This window comes from Micromonospora tulbaghiae, from assembly GCF_900091605.1.
GTDB lineage: Bacteria > Actinomycetota > Actinomycetes > Mycobacteriales > Micromonosporaceae > Micromonospora > Micromonospora tulbaghiae.
Genome location: NZ_FMCQ01000004.1, coordinates 330,528 through 344,839, shown reverse-complemented (window position 1 = coordinate 344,839; position 14,312 = coordinate 330,528). Strand labels below are relative to the sequence as shown.

14 protein-coding genes are annotated in these 14,312 nt (G+C 71.9%); 5 read left to right on the top strand and 9 right to left on the bottom strand.

The features are described from left to right. Nucleotides 1-542 precede the first annotated feature (542 nt). The 4 genes from GA0070562_RS14320 to GA0070562_RS14305 form a co-directional block, all read right to left on the bottom strand. Entirely contained in the window at nucleotides 543-749 is a 207-nt protein-coding gene (locus GA0070562_RS14320) for a hypothetical protein (protein ID WP_091421048.1), read from the bottom strand. A gap of 146 nt (nucleotides 750-895) precedes the next feature. Next, nucleotides 896-1,942, bottom strand: a complete 1,047-nt coding sequence (trpD, locus tag GA0070562_RS14315) for an anthranilate phosphoribosyltransferase (RefSeq protein WP_091421045.1) — start codon at nucleotides 1,940-1,942, stop codon at nucleotides 896-898. 80 nt (nucleotides 1,943-2,022) lie between these two features. After that, a complete protein-coding gene (locus tag GA0070562_RS14310) occupies nucleotides 2,023-2,421 on the bottom strand; it encodes a response regulator (protein WP_091421042.1) in 399 nt (132 codons plus the stop codon). Between the two features lie 104 nt (nucleotides 2,422-2,525). Continuing rightward, a complete protein-coding gene (locus tag GA0070562_RS14305; protein ID WP_091421037.1) occupies nucleotides 2,526-3,479 on the bottom strand; it encodes a cytochrome c oxidase assembly protein in 954 nt (317 codons plus the stop codon). 108 nt (nucleotides 3,480-3,587) lie between these two features. Between GA0070562_RS14305 and ctaE the strand changes: the two genes are divergently transcribed. From ctaE to GA0070562_RS14280, 5 genes are all read left to right on the top strand, one after another. After that, a complete protein-coding gene (ctaE, locus tag GA0070562_RS14300; protein ID WP_091421033.1) occupies nucleotides 3,588-4,187 on the top strand; it encodes an aa3-type cytochrome oxidase subunit III in 600 nt (199 codons plus the stop codon). A gap of 72 nt (nucleotides 4,188-4,259) precedes the next feature. Then, the gene (qcrC, locus tag GA0070562_RS14295) at nucleotides 4,260-5,093 is read left to right on the top strand and encodes a cytochrome bc1 complex diheme cytochrome c subunit (protein ID WP_091421029.1); all 834 of its coding nucleotides are present in this window, start codon (nucleotides 4,260-4,262) and stop codon (nucleotides 5,091-5,093) included. Between the two features lie 67 nt (nucleotides 5,094-5,160). Then, nucleotides 5,161-6,249, top strand: coding sequence for a cytochrome bc1 complex Rieske iron-sulfur subunit (qcrA, locus tag GA0070562_RS14290; RefSeq protein WP_091421026.1), 1,089 nt, complete (start codon nucleotides 5,161-5,163; stop codon nucleotides 6,247-6,249). Further along, a complete protein-coding gene (gene qcrB, locus GA0070562_RS14285; RefSeq protein WP_091421022.1) occupies nucleotides 6,246-7,877 on the top strand; it encodes a cytochrome bc1 complex cytochrome b subunit in 1,632 nt (543 codons plus the stop codon). Before qcrA ends, qcrB begins: the two co-directional genes overlap by 4 nt. A gap of 209 nt (nucleotides 7,878-8,086) precedes the next feature. Further along, nucleotides 8,087-8,755, top strand: a complete 669-nt coding sequence (locus GA0070562_RS14280) for a DUF4142 domain-containing protein (RefSeq protein WP_091421019.1) — start codon at nucleotides 8,087-8,089, stop codon at nucleotides 8,753-8,755. A 61-nt stretch (nucleotides 8,756-8,816) separates the two neighbouring features. On the opposite strand, the gene GA0070562_RS14275 is transcribed toward GA0070562_RS14280, so the two are convergent. From GA0070562_RS14275 to GA0070562_RS14255, 5 genes are all read right to left on the bottom strand, one after another. Continuing rightward, nucleotides 8,817-9,104 (bottom strand): Lrp/AsnC family transcriptional regulator, encoded by a 288-nt coding sequence (locus GA0070562_RS14275; RefSeq protein ID WP_013287689.1) that lies wholly within the window; start codon nucleotides 9,102-9,104, stop codon nucleotides 8,817-8,819. Between the two features lie 52 nt (nucleotides 9,105-9,156). Further along, nucleotides 9,157-10,032: a nucleotidyltransferase family protein gene (locus tag GA0070562_RS14270; RefSeq protein WP_091421016.1), complete on the bottom strand. Its 876-nt coding sequence runs from the start codon at nucleotides 10,030-10,032 to the stop codon at nucleotides 9,157-9,159. Further along, nucleotides 10,029-10,556, bottom strand: coding sequence for an NUDIX domain-containing protein (locus GA0070562_RS14265; protein ID WP_091421012.1), 528 nt, complete (start codon nucleotides 10,554-10,556; stop codon nucleotides 10,029-10,031). Before GA0070562_RS14265 ends, GA0070562_RS14270 begins: the two co-directional genes overlap by 4 nt. A 39-nt stretch (nucleotides 10,557-10,595) precedes the next feature. Further along, the gene (locus tag GA0070562_RS14260; protein WP_091421992.1) at nucleotides 10,596-12,383 is read right to left on the bottom strand and encodes a RelA/SpoT family protein; all 1,788 of its coding nucleotides are present in this window, start codon (nucleotides 12,381-12,383) and stop codon (nucleotides 10,596-10,598) included. A 129-nt stretch (nucleotides 12,384-12,512) separates the two neighbouring features. Further along, on the bottom strand, nucleotides 12,513-14,267 hold the full coding sequence (locus GA0070562_RS14255) for a DEDD exonuclease domain-containing protein (protein WP_091421009.1): 1,755 nt from the start codon (nucleotides 14,265-14,267) through the stop codon (nucleotides 12,513-12,515). Nucleotides 14,268-14,312: the final 45 nt, after the last annotated feature.

Below are 14,312 nucleotides of genomic sequence, written 5' to 3'. Positions count from 1 at the left end.
ACGGCCCCCATGAGGGCCGTCTCCTTCCAAGATCTCGTCGCGCGGCTTGGCCGGGGTGGGCGGAACCGCAGTCCGCTCCCGAGGCGCGGGTGTTGTCACGGGGCCACCGCCGACACTCACGCCCGAGCCCAACGCCCGATGCGCTCCCGGCGCCCGCCCTGCCTCATTGATCCGGGGGAGCACCACCACCTGCCGGTCACCCGGGCGGTGATCAAGGAGTTTGTGTCCGCCCGGACGGCCGCGGGGGACACCAACTCCTTGATCACGAGCGGCGGACCGCTGGGCTGTGCGTGGCGGGGATGGAAGGGCGGCGGGCGCGTGCGGCGCGGAGGCGTAAGAGGCGCGGACAGTCGCGGCGCGGTGTGCGGGAAGGCTGCAGAAGGGCCGCGGCGCGGAAGGTGTGTGGCACAGGGGAGGCGTAGCGCGCAGGAAGGGCCCGGCGCAGGAAGGGCCCGGCGCGGGAACGACGTGGCTCAGGAAGAGCGCGGTGCGGCGCGGGAAGGGTGGGCGCGGAAGGACGAAGACGCGAAAAGGCCTGAAGGTCAGGCGGCCTGAGGGTGGGACGGGCGGCGGGCGCGGCGGCCGGACAGGCGGGTCTCGCGGAAGGCGAACGTGGCGATCACCACTGCAGCGCCGCAACCGGTGCAGATCAGCTCGGGGCAGTCGGCGCCGTGCCCGTCGCCGCACGGCGGCGCCTCGAACAGCACGACGCCTTCGCAGGTGTCACAGTGCAGCTCGCGGTCAGACACGGGTGGCTCCTCTCGCTCCGGGCACCGGCCGAGGCGGGGAGGCGCCGGCCGGCGGATCGAAGACCGAAAACGGAAAGACCGAAAACGGAAAATAACTCCCGTGTAGTTTGGCACGCGGGTACGACAACACCCGCGCCAGGCCGCCGTCAGGCGGCGCGCGCCACCTCGAGCCAGCGCTCCAGCGCGGCCGCGGCGCCGCCCGAGTCGACCGCCTCGGCGGCCCGGTCCAGGTTGGCCCGGAGCACCTCGTACAGGTCGCCGTCGAGCGGGCCCTGGGTGGCCAGCGCCACAGCGGCGTTGACCAGCACCGCGTCCCGCACCGGGCCGGTCTCGCCCGCCAGCAGGCGGCGCACGACGTCGGCGTTGTAGACCGCGTCCCCGCCGCGCAGGTCGGCCAGGGTGGCCCGGGGCACGCCGAGCTCGGTCGCGTCCAGCACGGCCTCCGTGACGGTGCCCTGCTGCGCCACCCAGATCCGGGTGGGAGCGCCGGTGCTGAACTCGTCCAGGCCGTCCTCGCCGCGTACCACGATCGCGGAGTCGCCCCGGGCCGCGAAGACGGCGGCCATCACCGGGGCCATCCGCTTGTCGAAGCAGCCCACCGCGCCCGCGCGGGGCCGCGCCGGGTTGGTCAGCGGGCCGAGGAAGTTGAACGCGGTGGGTACGCCGATCTCGCGCCGGACCGGGCCGGTGTGGCGCATGCCGGGGTGGAAGCGGGCGGCGAAGCAGAACCCGATGCCGGCCTCGGTGACGCAGCGGGCGACCTGCTCGGGCGCCAGGTCAAGGGGTACGCCGAGCTGCTCCAGCACGTCGGCGGTGCCGCAGGAGGAGGAGGCGGCCCGGTTGCCGTGCTTCACCACGCGGACCCCGGCCCCGGCGACCACCAGGGCCGCCATGGTGGAGATGTTCACCGTGTGGGCGAGGTCGCCGCCGGTGCCGACCACGTCCAGCGCGGTGGCGCGCACGTCCTCGGGCAGGTGCACCGGCACCGCGCGGGTCAGCATGGCCTCGACGAGGCCGCCCAGCTCGGCGGGGGTCTCACCCTTGGTGCGCAGCGCCACGGCGAACCCGGCGATCTGCGCGGGGGTGGCCGAGCCGGCCATGATCTCACCCATCGCCCACGCGGTGTCGGCGGTGGAGAGCTCCTCGCCGCGCAGCAGCGCGTTGAGCAGAAGCGGCCAGGTCCGTTCGCCCATGGCGGGCCTCCCGAGCGGCGTGAGGAAAGCGGTTGGGGCGCGCCACGGCCGCGTCGCCGTGGCGCGCGAAGGCCGGGGGATCAGGCCGCGGCGTGGGTGCGGCGCAGCAGCTCCGCCACGGTGCTGCCGGCGACCACCGGGTCCAGCGGGTGGGTCAGCGTGGCGTCGACCTCGGCGTACGCGGCCAGCCAGCGGTCGGCGGCGCGGGCCAGCACCACGCAGGTGGGCGGCGCGTCGTCCCGGTCGTCCTTGATCTGGCGGGCGATGCCGATGCCGCCGCCCGGGCTCGCCTCGCCGTCGAGCAGCATCAGGTCGATCTCGTAGTCGTCGACCAGCCGGATGCAGGCGTTGTACTCGTCGGCCTCGACGAACTCGATCTCGATGCCGGGCGCCGGCCGGGTGCCCACGGCGAGCCGCATGCGGTCGCGGACCTTCGGGTCGTCGCTGTAGAGCAGGACGGTGCAAAGACGATCGCTCATCGTGACGTGGCTCCCACCTCGTAGCTGCCCGCTGATCGTAGCGGGCGTCACATCCGGCCTGTCGCCCCGCCCGGGCGGGCTCGGGGCGTACCCCGGAACGGGCCTCAGGCGCTCGCCTCGGCGGCGCGCTCGCGGGCCTCCTGGCGGTCCAGCTCGCGGTCGAGCCGGCGGGCCTCGCGCTCGGACTGTTTGACCCACTGGACGACCAGGACGGCGAGCATGGTGACGCTGACGAACTCGCCGCCGGCCCACAGGATGCCCCCGGCCACCACCTGGTCGTTCCACGGGTCGGACCAGGACAGGTTGAGCGACGGGTACCAGTCGCCGCCGAACAGCGTGGTGCTCTGCATGATGGTGAGGCCGAGGACGGTGTGGAACGGCACCGAGAGCAGCATGAGCAGCGCGCGCCCCGGGTACGGCCAGCGGCCGGGCAGCGGGTCCAGGCCGAGCAGCGGCCAGAAGAAGACGCAGCCGGTGGCGATGAAGTGCGCGTGGACCAGCTCGTGCGCCCACTCGTGGCGCAGCGTGAACTCGTACAGGTCGGTGAAGTACAGCGCGAACGGGTTCACCACGAAGATGGCGAACGCCACAAGCGGGAAGCTGTAGATCCGGATCACCTTGCTGTGCACGATCGCGAGCAGCCGCTTCCGGGGCCGCACGGGCAGCGTGCGCAGCGCCAGCGTCACCGGCGCGCCGAGCGCCAGGAAGATCGGCGCGATCATCGACAGCACCATGTGCTGCACCATGTGCACCGAGAGCAGCGCGGTGTCGTACGCGCCGAGGCCGGTGAGCGTGACCAGGGCGATGCCGCCGAGGCCGGGGCCGAGGAACGACACGGTACGGATGACCGGCCAGCGGTCGCCGCGCAGCCGCAGCCGGTGCACCCCGTAGAGGTAGAGACCGGCGGCCAGGACGATGCCCAGCGTGAGCCAGCTGTCCAGCCGGGTCTCGGTGAGGACCCGGGCCACGGTGAACGGCGGCGGGGCGCCCTCGCCTCCCGCCGCCAGCGTCGCCGGAACAGCCGAGGTGACGGCGCGGATCTGATCGACGTGCAGCACGCTTTTCAGGGTAGGTCAGGCGAAGCGGACCTCCACTATCGGGCCACGGAAGGGCTCGGTTTGGCACCCCGCTGATCGTCGGTCCCGGTCAGGGGCAATAATGACCGCGTGACTGCGGCCCCAGCCATTGACAAGAGCCGGATCCACTCCCTGACCCGACCCAACATGGTCAGCGTCGGGACGATCGTGTGGCTCTCCAGCGAACTCATGTTCTTCGCGGCGCTGTTCGCGATGTACTTCTCCATCCGCGCGGCTGCGCCGGAGCAGTGGGAGAAGCACACCGAGGTGCTGAACATCCCGTACGCGACCACGTTCACGGTGATCCTGGTGCTCTCCTCGATCACCTGCCAGATCGGCGTGTTCGCGGCCGAGCGCGGTGACGTCCACGCTCTGCGCCGGTGGTTCACGATCACCTTCGTGATGGGTCTGATCTTCGTGCTCGGTCAGCTGAACGAGTACCGGACCCTGGTGCACGAGGGTGTGAAGATCAACGAAGACGGCTACGGGTCGATGTTCTACCTGACCACCGGCTTCCACGGTCTGCACGTGACCGGCGGTCTCATCGCCTTCGTGATCTTCATGGTCCGTACCACGATGGGCCGGTTCACCCCAGCCCAGGCGACCTCGGCGATCGTCGTGTCCTACTACTGGCACTTCGTGGACGTCGTGTGGATCGCGCTCTACGCCATGATCTACTGGCTCCAGTGATCTTGGCGCGTCACGAACCGCGCCGCTGCTCCGTCCCCTGAGACAAGGTCCAACCGGTTAAGGACACAGGTCATGACTTCTGACAACGACCGCCGACGCGGTCTGCTCGCGCGGCTGCGCGGGCGGCCCGTAGTGCGCAGCAGGGGCCGCCGCCGGCTGGGCGCCGCGGTCCGGCTGTTCGCCGCGCTGATGCTGGCCGGCGGTGCCTACACCGTCTTCGCCCCCGGCGTGCAGGCGCAGGACAACCCTCCGTTGACCGCCGCAGGCAACGAGGGTAAGGCGCTGTTCGACGTGAGCTGTGTGACCTGTCACGGTCGCAACGCCCAGGGCGTCGAGGGCCGTGGTCCGAGCCTGATCGGCGTCGGAGCGGCCTCGGTCGAGTTCCAGGTCAGCAGCGGTCGCATGCCGATGGCCCGGCAGGAGGCCCAGGCCATGCGCAAGCCGCCGCAGTTCACCGACGAGCAGGTGCGCCAGCTCGGGCAGTACATCCAGGAGCTCGGCGGCGGCCCGGAGGTGCCCAACGGGGACCTGCGTGAGGGCGCCAACCTGTCCACCGGTGGTGAGCTGTTCCGGATCAACTGCTCGCAGTGCCACGCCTTCAGCGGCGGCGGCGGCGCGCTGTCCTCCGGCAAGTACGCGCCGAGCCTGGCGCCGGCCAGCGACCGGCAGATCTACGCCGCGATGCTGAGCGGCCCGCAGAACATGCCGGTGTTCGGCGACAACCAGATCACGCCCGAGGAGAAGGCGGACATCATCGCCTACATCCAGGAGACGCTGAAGCACGACGGCGACCCGGGCGGCTTCAACCTGGGCCGCTACGGCCCGTCGACCGAGGGTCTCGCGATCTTCCTGGTCGGCATCGTCGCGCTGGTCTTCGCGAGCCTGTGGATCGCGGGCAAGTCGTGACCGGACGGATCAATGCTTCCAGTGCTGTGGCGCCGACCCCCGGCGTCACCCGTAGCGAGGTGACGGCATGAGCACCCACACCGAGCACCAGGCCCAGCAGGGCCCGGAGCCGCTCGACGTGAACGACCCCCGGCTCTCCCGGTTCGACATCGTCCAGGAGGGCGCGCGGCGCGACGACATCGAGATCGTCCACTACGAGCCGCAGGTGGTCCCGGGCAGCAAGGCCGAGCGCCGGCTGACCCGTACGGTCGCCCTGATGTTCCTGCTGACCGGCGTCTTCGCGACCGCCTTCCTGGTGGTCTACATCTGGTGGCCGTGGCAGTGGGAGCCGGGTACCGGTGGCGACAAGCTCTACACGCCGCTGCTCGGCGTGACGCTGGGCCTGGCGCTGCTGGGCATCGGCTTCGGCATCCTGACCTGGGGCAAGAAGCTGCTGCCCAAGGAGGTCTCGATCCAGGACCGGCACGACCAGGCCGACGACCCGGAGGGTCGCAAGATCACCGGCGAGACCATGCTCTACCTGGCCGACGAGATGGGCGTACGCCGCCGGCCGCTGCTCGGCATCTCGCTGCTCGCCGGCCTTGCGCCGGTGGGCGCGGTGGCCGCGGCCCCGCTGATCGGTGGCCTGATCGAGCAGCCGCACAAGAACAACCAGATGTTCACCACCGGCTTCCAGCCGGCCGAGGGCGGCAAGAAGATCCGGCTCATCCGTGAGGACGGCCGCCCGATCCGCCCGGCCGACGTCAGCGTCGGCGGCCAGCTCACCGTGTTCCCGGGCATCGACGGCGGCGTCAGCAACCTGCACGCCGACTCGCCCACCCTGCTCATCCACCTGCGGGAGGACGACGCGCAGAAGTCGCGCGCCGCGAACGAGCGCAAGGGCCACGGCGACTACATGTGGGGCAACTACGTCGCGTTCTCCAAGATCTGCACGCACGCCGGCTGCCCGGCCAGCCTCTACGAGCAGCAGACCAACCGGCTGCTCTGCCCCTGCCACCAGTCCCAGTTCCTCATCACCGACAACGCCAAGCCGATCTTCGGCCCGGCGAACCGGCCGCTGCCGCAGCTGCCGATCGAGGTGGACGAGGAGGGCTTCTTCGTGGCGAAGTCCGACTACACCGAGACCATCGGTCCCGACTTCTGGGAGCGGCCATGAAGCGCCGAAAGTTTGATGCGGCCGCGCTGCCGGCCAAGAGCGCGCGGGCGGTGGACGACCGCTTCCAGGTGGCCACGCCCCTGCGCAAGCTGCTGAACAAGGTCTTCCCCGACCACTGGTCGTTCCTGCTCGGCGAGATCGCGCTGTTCTCGTTCATCGTCCTGCTGCTCACCGGCGTCTTCCTGACGTTCTTCTTCGAGCCGGCGATGACCGAGGTCATCTACAACGGCAGCTACGCGCCGCTGCGGGGCACCCCGATGTCGGCCGCCTACGCCTCCAGCCTGGACATCTCGTTCGATGTCCGGGGTGGTCTGATCATGCGGCAGATGCACCACTGGTCGGCCCTGCTGTTCATGGCCGCGATCGTGGTCCACATGCTGCGGGTCTTCTTCACCGGCGCGTTCCGCAAGCCGCGTGAGACCAACTGGATCATCGGCTCGCTGCTGTTCTGGGTCGGCTTCCTGGCCGGCTTCACCGGCTACTCGCTGCCGGACGACGGCCTGTCCGGCACCGGTCTGCGGATCGCCTCCGCGATCATCCTGTCGATCCCGGTGATCGGTTCCTGGGTCAGCTCGTCGATCTTCGGCGGGGAGTTCCCCGGCACCATCATCATCAGCCGCTTCTTCATCGCCCACGTGCTGCTCGTCCCGGGCCTGCTGGTGGCGCTGATCAGCGTGCACCTCGGCCTGGTGTTCAAGCAGAAGCACACCCAGTGGCCCGGCCCCGGCCGGACCAACGAGAACGTGGTCGGCGAGCGGATGTTCCCGCGCTACGCGCTCAAGCAGGGCGGCTTCTTCATGGTCGTCTTCGGCGTGATCGCGCTGATGGGTGGCCTGTTCCAGATCAACCCGATCTGGCTGTTCGGCCCGTACGAGGCATGGGTGGTCTCGGCGGCCAGCCAGCCCGACTGGTACGTCATGTTCCTCGACGGCTCGACCCGGCTCATGCCGGGCTGGGAGATCCACATCCCGATCGGCAACGGGTACGTGATTCCACCGTTGTTCTGGCCGACGGTGGTGCTACCCGGAATCCTGGTCGGCCTGTCGACGATGTACCCGTTCCTGGAGGCGCGCCGCCTCAAGGACTACAAGCACCACAACCTGCTCCAGCGGCCCCGGGACGTTCCGGCCCGGACCGCCGTGGGCGCCATGGCGCTCGCCTTCTACATCGTGCTGACCCTCTCCGGCGCCAACGACGTCATCGCGGACAAGTTCCACATCAGCCTGAACGCGATGACCTGGGGTGGCCGGATCGGGCTGCTGATCCTGCCGCCGATCGCGTACTACATCACGTACCGGATGTGCCTGGGTCTGCAGCAGCACGACCGGGAGGTGCTGGCCCACGGCGTGGAGACCGGCATCATCAAGCGGCTGCCCGACGGCCGGTTCGTCGAGGTCCACCAGCCGCTCACCTCGGCGGAGGGCCACGACGGTCACCCGCCGGCGCTGGACTACGTCGGCTGGGTGGTGCCGAAGAAGATGAACCGGCTCGGTGCCCTCGGCCCGGCCATCCGGGGCTTCTTCTACCCGATCGAGAAGCCGGCCGAGGCGCCGGTCTCGCCGGGACACCCGCCGGTCGAGGCCCGGCCGGAGCGGGAGGAGATCGGCAGCGGCGAGAGCCGTCGCTGACCCTCCCCGGTACGACTGACAGTGGCGCCCGCCGGATCTTCCGGCGGGCGCCACTGCCGTTTCCGCCCGGTCGTCCCGTTGCCTCCCGCTCACGCCGGGCGACCGGTGCGCCGACGGCCGTCGCCCCCGACACGGACGGGTGGAATCGCAGGAATAACCCCGGTCAGCCGGGTATCCGTGCGGTCCGACGTCTCATGGGGGAGGAACGAATGTTGGGAATCAAACGCCTGGGCCTGCTGGCCGCGCTGGTGGTCGTGGGGCTGGCGCCCGCCGCCGCGTCGCAGGCTGCGGCGCAGCCGTCGACGCAGGACACGCAGTACCTGCAGGCGGTGCACCAGGTCAACCTGTTCGAGATCACCGCCGGTAACCTGGCCCAGCAGAAGGGCCAGAACCAGCAGGTCAAGGACCTGGGCAAGATGTTCGTGACGGACCACACCCAGCTGGACCAGACGGTGCAGTCGACCGCGCAGCAGCTCAACGTCCAGTTGCCGGCCGATCCGACCGCCGACCAGCAGAAGGTCCTCGACAAGCTGAACAACCTGAACGGGGCCGAGTTCGACAAGGCGTGGGTGACCGCGCAGCTCGCCGGTCACGTGCAGGCGATCCAGGCCACCCAGACCGAGATCTCGCAGGGCTCGGAGCAGTCGGTGGTGCAGATCGCCCAGGACGCGCTGCCGGTCCTGCAGGCGCACTACGACGCGCTCGTGGCCCTGGCCCAGACGCTGGGTGTCCCGGTTCCGCAGACCAGCGCCAGCGGCACGCCCAGCCCGGGCGGCACCACGTCCCCGGGTGGCACCGAGTCGCCGGCTCCGGGCGGCACCGAGACCGAGGAGCCCGCTCCGGGCACCACGGAGACCCCGGTGCCCAGCCAGAGCTGACGTACCGCACGGTCGACGGTGGCCGGTCCGCCCGCGAGGGTGGGCCGGTCACCGGCTCGTGTCAGTCGGCGTTCGCGAGCCCGATCGCGAACGCCTCCTCCAGGTCGTGCTGGGAGTAGGCGCGGAACGCGATGTGCGACTCGGTGTTGAGCACACCCGGCACCTTCGAGATGCTGCCGGCGATGACCTGCGCGATCTGCTCGAACTCCCGGACCCGGACCATGGCGATCAGGTCGACGTGCCCGGCCACCGAGTAGACCTCGCTGACGCCGGGCAGGTTGGCCAGGGTCTCGGCCACCTCGGGGATGGAGTCGGTGGCGCAGTCGATCAGCACGATCGCGGTGATCACGGGACGGTTCTCCGTTCGTCGGCGACGAGGCCCATGCTAGAGCCCGAGCCCCTCACCGCGCCGCCGGGACGGTCAGGTCGTCCCCGGCCCGGATCACCTCACGCAGGCGCTCCCCGGCCGCGACGGTCGCGCCCGGCCACACCACGGACCGGTCGACGTCGCCGTGCACCCGCGCGCCCGCGCCGACCACCGAGGCCCTGACCCGGCCGTCCACCGTCGCGGCCGGGTCCACCAGCCCTCCCGGGCCGGCCGCGTGCAGGTTGGCCGCGAGGTAGTCGGCCGGGGTGCCGGTGTCGTAGAACGTGCCCCGGTACGGCACCACTGTCAGCGCGCCGGCCGCCTCCGCCGGGCGCCACACCGCCCGGACCAGGTCGCCGAACGTGGCCGGCAGGTCGCGGACCAGCCGCCACGGCAGCAGCGAGAAACCCACGAAGTCGTGGCCGGCGAAGGTGCCGGGGGCGTCCGGGTCGTCGGCGGGCCGGCCGAGCAGGCGTACGCCGTGCCCGTCCCACCCGTCCAGCAGCGCGGCGATGTCCGGGCCGGGGGGTGCCTGCGGGTCGGCCAGGTACGCGTCGGCGTTGCCCACGAGCACGCCCCGGCCGGCGATCCAGTCCCGCAGCCGGCCCACGCCCCCGGCGGTGCCCAGCGGAGCGTCCGGCTCGACCGACAGGTGGGCCCGTCCGCCCACCCGCGCGACCACCTGGTCACCCAGGTAGCAGGCGTTCACCGCGACCCGCTGCGGGCCGGTCAGGCCGAGCCCGGCCAGCCGGGCCAGCGCGCGGTCCAGCAGGGGGACGTTCCCGACCGGGCAGAGCGCCTTCGGCACCCGCTCGGTGAGCGGGCGCAGCCGGGTGCCCTCACCCGCGGCCAGCACCACCGCGCACACCTCGACACCCGCGGCCGGAGTGCCCGAGTGCGGGGTGCTCACGCGGCCGGTCGGTTCTCGCCGGCGCGCGGGCCGATGCCGTAGTACCCGAGCAGGTTGGCGGTGGCGCGGCTGAGCCGGGGCAGGTCGTCGAGCGGATGGAAGGCGGCCTCGAGGACCTCGGCGCCGTCCACCTTCAGTTCGGTGGTCGACGCCGGCACCTCCGCCTCGAAGACCACGTCGACCCAGCCCTTGGCGTGCACCACCGCGTTCGGCACCGCCGGGCGCAGCACGTCGGGGGACAGGCGGACGCCGGACTCCTCGTACAGCTCGCGGGCCGCGCCCACCACCGGGGCCTCGCCGCGTTGCAGCAGCCCGGCCGGCAGCGTCCAGCTGTAGCCCGGCGGCTGGCGCAGCAGCAGGATCCGGCCCGCGCCGGTGGCCTCCGCGTCCCGGAGCAGCGTGACCGCGCCGACGATGTACTTCGGCACGGCCAGCCGGACCAGCCGTCGCCGCAGCGGGACCGGCAGCCGGTAGAAGAGCTTGTAGCCGAGGGCCCGTCCGGTGGCACGTGCGCGGGGGATCATGCCGTCCAGGCTAGTGGTCCCGGCGCGGGCCGGCTCCGTCTACTGCCGGTGGTCGACCAGATCGATCAACTGCTGGACCACGGTGTCCGGCTCGACCGTGCGGTCGAAGACCGCCACCAACAGCGTCTCCAGGTCGGGGTAGCCCAGTTCCTCGGACAGCCGCAGCAGTGGCAGGTCGCTGGCCAGGCCCCGGTTGTGCTTGCGCAACGCCAGGCCGATCGAGGCCCGGCCGAGCCGGACCTTGTCGGCGATCGAGATGCCCGGCTCGGTGTGCTCGGCGAACCAGCGGTTGATCTGCATCTGGGCGTGCGGGGACTTCACGAAGCCCAGCCACTCCCGGCGCGGGCCGCGCGGGGCCGCGTCCGCCTCGAAGCCGCTCTCCGCGTCGTTCTCGGTGAAGATCTCCACCACGTCGCCCTCCTCCAGTTCGGAGGAGAGCGGCGCCAGCCGGCCGTTGATCCGGGCGGCCAGGCAGTGGTCGCCGCGCTCGGCGCCCAGCTCGTACGCGAGATCGACCGGGGTCGCCCCGGCCGGAAGCACCAACTGCCGCCCGTCGGCGACCACCTGGATCTGCGCCTCGGACAGGTCGCAGCGCAGCGACTCCATGAACTGGGTCGGGTCGACGGTCTCCTGTTCCCAGTCGAGCACCCGGCGCAGCCAGGCCAGTTCGTCCGCCCGGTCCGCGCCCCGGCCCGCAGCCCGGGGGAAGCGGTAGTGGGCGGCCACGCCGTACTCCGCGGAGCGGTGCATCTCGGTGGTGCGGATCAGCACCTCGACCGTGCGGTCCTGGGGGCCGCAGACGCTCGTGTGCAGGGACCGGTAGAGGTTGTTCTTCGGGGAGGCGATGAAGTCCTTGAACCGGCCCGGCACCGGCCGCCAGAGCCCGTGCACGGCGCCCAGCGCGGCGTAGCAGTCGGTCGCCGGCCCGTCCACCACGATCGCGATGCGGGGCAGGTCGTACGGGGCGGCGTGGTCGCCGGCGACGGTGTCCTTCCAGATCGAGTAGAGGTGCCGGGGGCGGGGGGAGACGTCGGCGTCGACCCGGTTGCGGCGCAGCGCCGCCCGGGTGCGGGCGACCACGTCGGCGAGGTAGGCGTCCCAGCCGGGCCGGTCGTGCACGAACCGGGCGATCCGCGCGTGCTCCTCGGGCCGCAGGTGCAGCAGCACCACGTCGTCCAGCTCGCGTTTGAGCGTCTGGATGCCCAGCCGGTCGCAGAGCGGGACCAGCACCTCCTGGGTCTTGCGGGCGATCCGCTCCCGGGAGGCGGCCGAGCGGACGCCGAGCGTACGCATGTTGTGCAGGCGGTCGGCCAGCTTGATCACCAGGACCCGGACGTCCTTGCCGGCCGCCACGATCATTTTGCGGACGGTCTCCGCCTCGGCGGCCTTGCCGTAGAACGCCTTGTCGAACTTGGTCACGCCGTCGACCAGGTGGGCGACCTCACGGCCGAAGTCCTCCTGGAGCGCCTGGAGCGTGTAGCGGGTGTCCTCCACCGTGTCGTGCAGCAGGGCGGCGACCAGCGTGATGGTGTCCATGCCGAGGTCGGCGCAGATCTGCGCGACCGCCAGCGGGTGGGTGATGTACGGCTCGCCGCTCTTGCGGAACTGGCCGCGGTGCATGTTCTCGGCGATCGTGTAGGCCCGGCGCAGCACCGAGGCGTCGGCGCTCGCGTGGATGCCGCGGTGGGCCCGGACCAGTGTGGTGACCGGGTCGCCGTCCGCGGTCGGCCAGGTGAGCAGGGAACGCAGGCGGCGGGTGAGCGGCAGTTCGCCCTGGGTCGGGAGCGCGCCACCCAGGGCGGCGCCGTGTCCGGCGTCGACGTCCACCTGGGACACCTCCTCACCCCGGCCCTCGGCCACCGGGAACCGGCGACCGGGAGCAGAGCCCGCGAATCGGGCAGGTCTGCACTCCTTTAACAGACTAAGGGAGTCGAGGTAGTCCGATCGGTCAGTTGGTCATGAGCGTTCGGTCGAGAGTTTGGCGGATCCGCCGTTCTCCGCCTTCGTCAGCAGGTCGCGGAAACGCCCCGCGCCGGCCACCGGCGAGGCCCATCCGTCGGTCGCCTCGACCAGCCGGGTCTCCGGTCGTTCCAACCAGGACAGGATCCGCTCGGTCTCCTCGGCGGTCGCGGCCGGCACCGGACCGTGCCCGGGCAGCACCGTCTCGGCGGTGGCCCGGATCGCGGCGATCGTGGGTCGCGGGTGGACACCCGGCGGGGACACCCCGGCCCCGGCGAGCCGGCCGTGCCGGATCAGCGCCAGCTCCCAGCCGCCCCGGGCGGCCGGACGGGCGGCGGCCAGCTCGGCGATGCCGGTCAACGCGGCCAGCCGCTGCATCCGGACCGCCGCGCGCAGCACCGCGACGAGCCGGCCGCGTACCACGGCCGCCTCCTCGTACCGCTCGGCGGCCGACAGCACCTCGATGCGGGCGAGCAGCGCGTCCACCACCACTGCGGGGTCGTCGCTGGTGGCGGTGCGGAACGGGGTCGCCGCGCGGTCGTCGTACTCCTCGGGGGTGATCTTGTGCTCGCAGGGCGCCGGGCAGCGGCCCAGCTCGGCCAGCGCGCAGGCCGGCATGGTGGTGCGCCGGGAGAGCCGGTGCGTGCACTGACGCAGCGGCACCGCGTCGTGGAAGCCGGCGGCGGCCAGCTCCGCCGCCTGCCGGGACCGGAACGGCCCCAGGTAGGCCGTGTCGGTGGGCGCGAGGGCACGCACGATCGACAACCGGGGGTACGCCTCGTCGGTGAGCTTCAGCCACACCTGGCGCTCCGGATACTTCGACCGGCGGTTGTACGGCGGCGCGTGCGCCGCGATCAGCCGCAGCTCGCGGACCTCCGCCTCCAGCGAGTGGGCGCACTCGACCGCCTCCACGCGCTCGGCGGCGGCGAGCATCTCGGAGATCCGGGCCCGCTTCTCCGCGGCCGTGAAGTAGCTGCGGACCCGGGTGGCGATGTCGCCGGACGTGCCGACGTAGAGCGGCCGGTCGTCGGCGGCCCGGAAGATGTAGACGCCCGGCACCTTGGGCAGCCCGTCGGCGAGGTGCCGCTTGCGGCGCTGGGTGGGCGTGACCGCGCGGGCGAACTCGATCGCCTCGCCGACCGTGTCGACCCGGTGCCCGCCGAGGCGGCCGATCAGCCCGTGCAGCACGTCGACGGTGGCCTTCGCGTCGTCCAGCGCCCGGTGGCTGGGCTGGGTCGCGGTGCGGAAGTAGGCGGCGAGCGTGCCCAGCTTGCGGTTGGGCACCTCGTCGCGGGTGAGTACCCGCCGGGCCAGCGCGGCCGTGTCCAGCACCCGGGGGTTGGGCCAGCGGTAGCCGTGCTTCGCGCAGGCGGCCTTGAGGAAACCCACGTCGTACGGCGCGTTGTGGGCCACGAGCACGGCGTCGGTGACGAACTCCAGGAAGCTGGGCAGCACCTGCTCGATCGGCGGCGCGGGCAGCAGCATGGCCTGGGTGATGCCGGTGAGCACGGTGATGAACGGCGGGATCGGCACGCCCGGGTTGACGAGCGTGGCGAGCACGCCCAGTTCCTCGCCGCCGCGGACCTTCACCGCGCCGATCTCGGTGATCCCGCCGCCGTCGGGAGCGCCGCCGGTGGTCTCCAGGTCGACCACCACGAAGGTGGTCGCGTAGAGCGGCAGCGCCGGGTCGACGCCGCTGCCCGCCGGGTCCAGGCCGGCCAGCGACTCCTGGACGTACTCCGCTCGTGTCACCAGCGGGACGCTAGCGGCACGGTCCGACACTCCTGTCACTGCCGT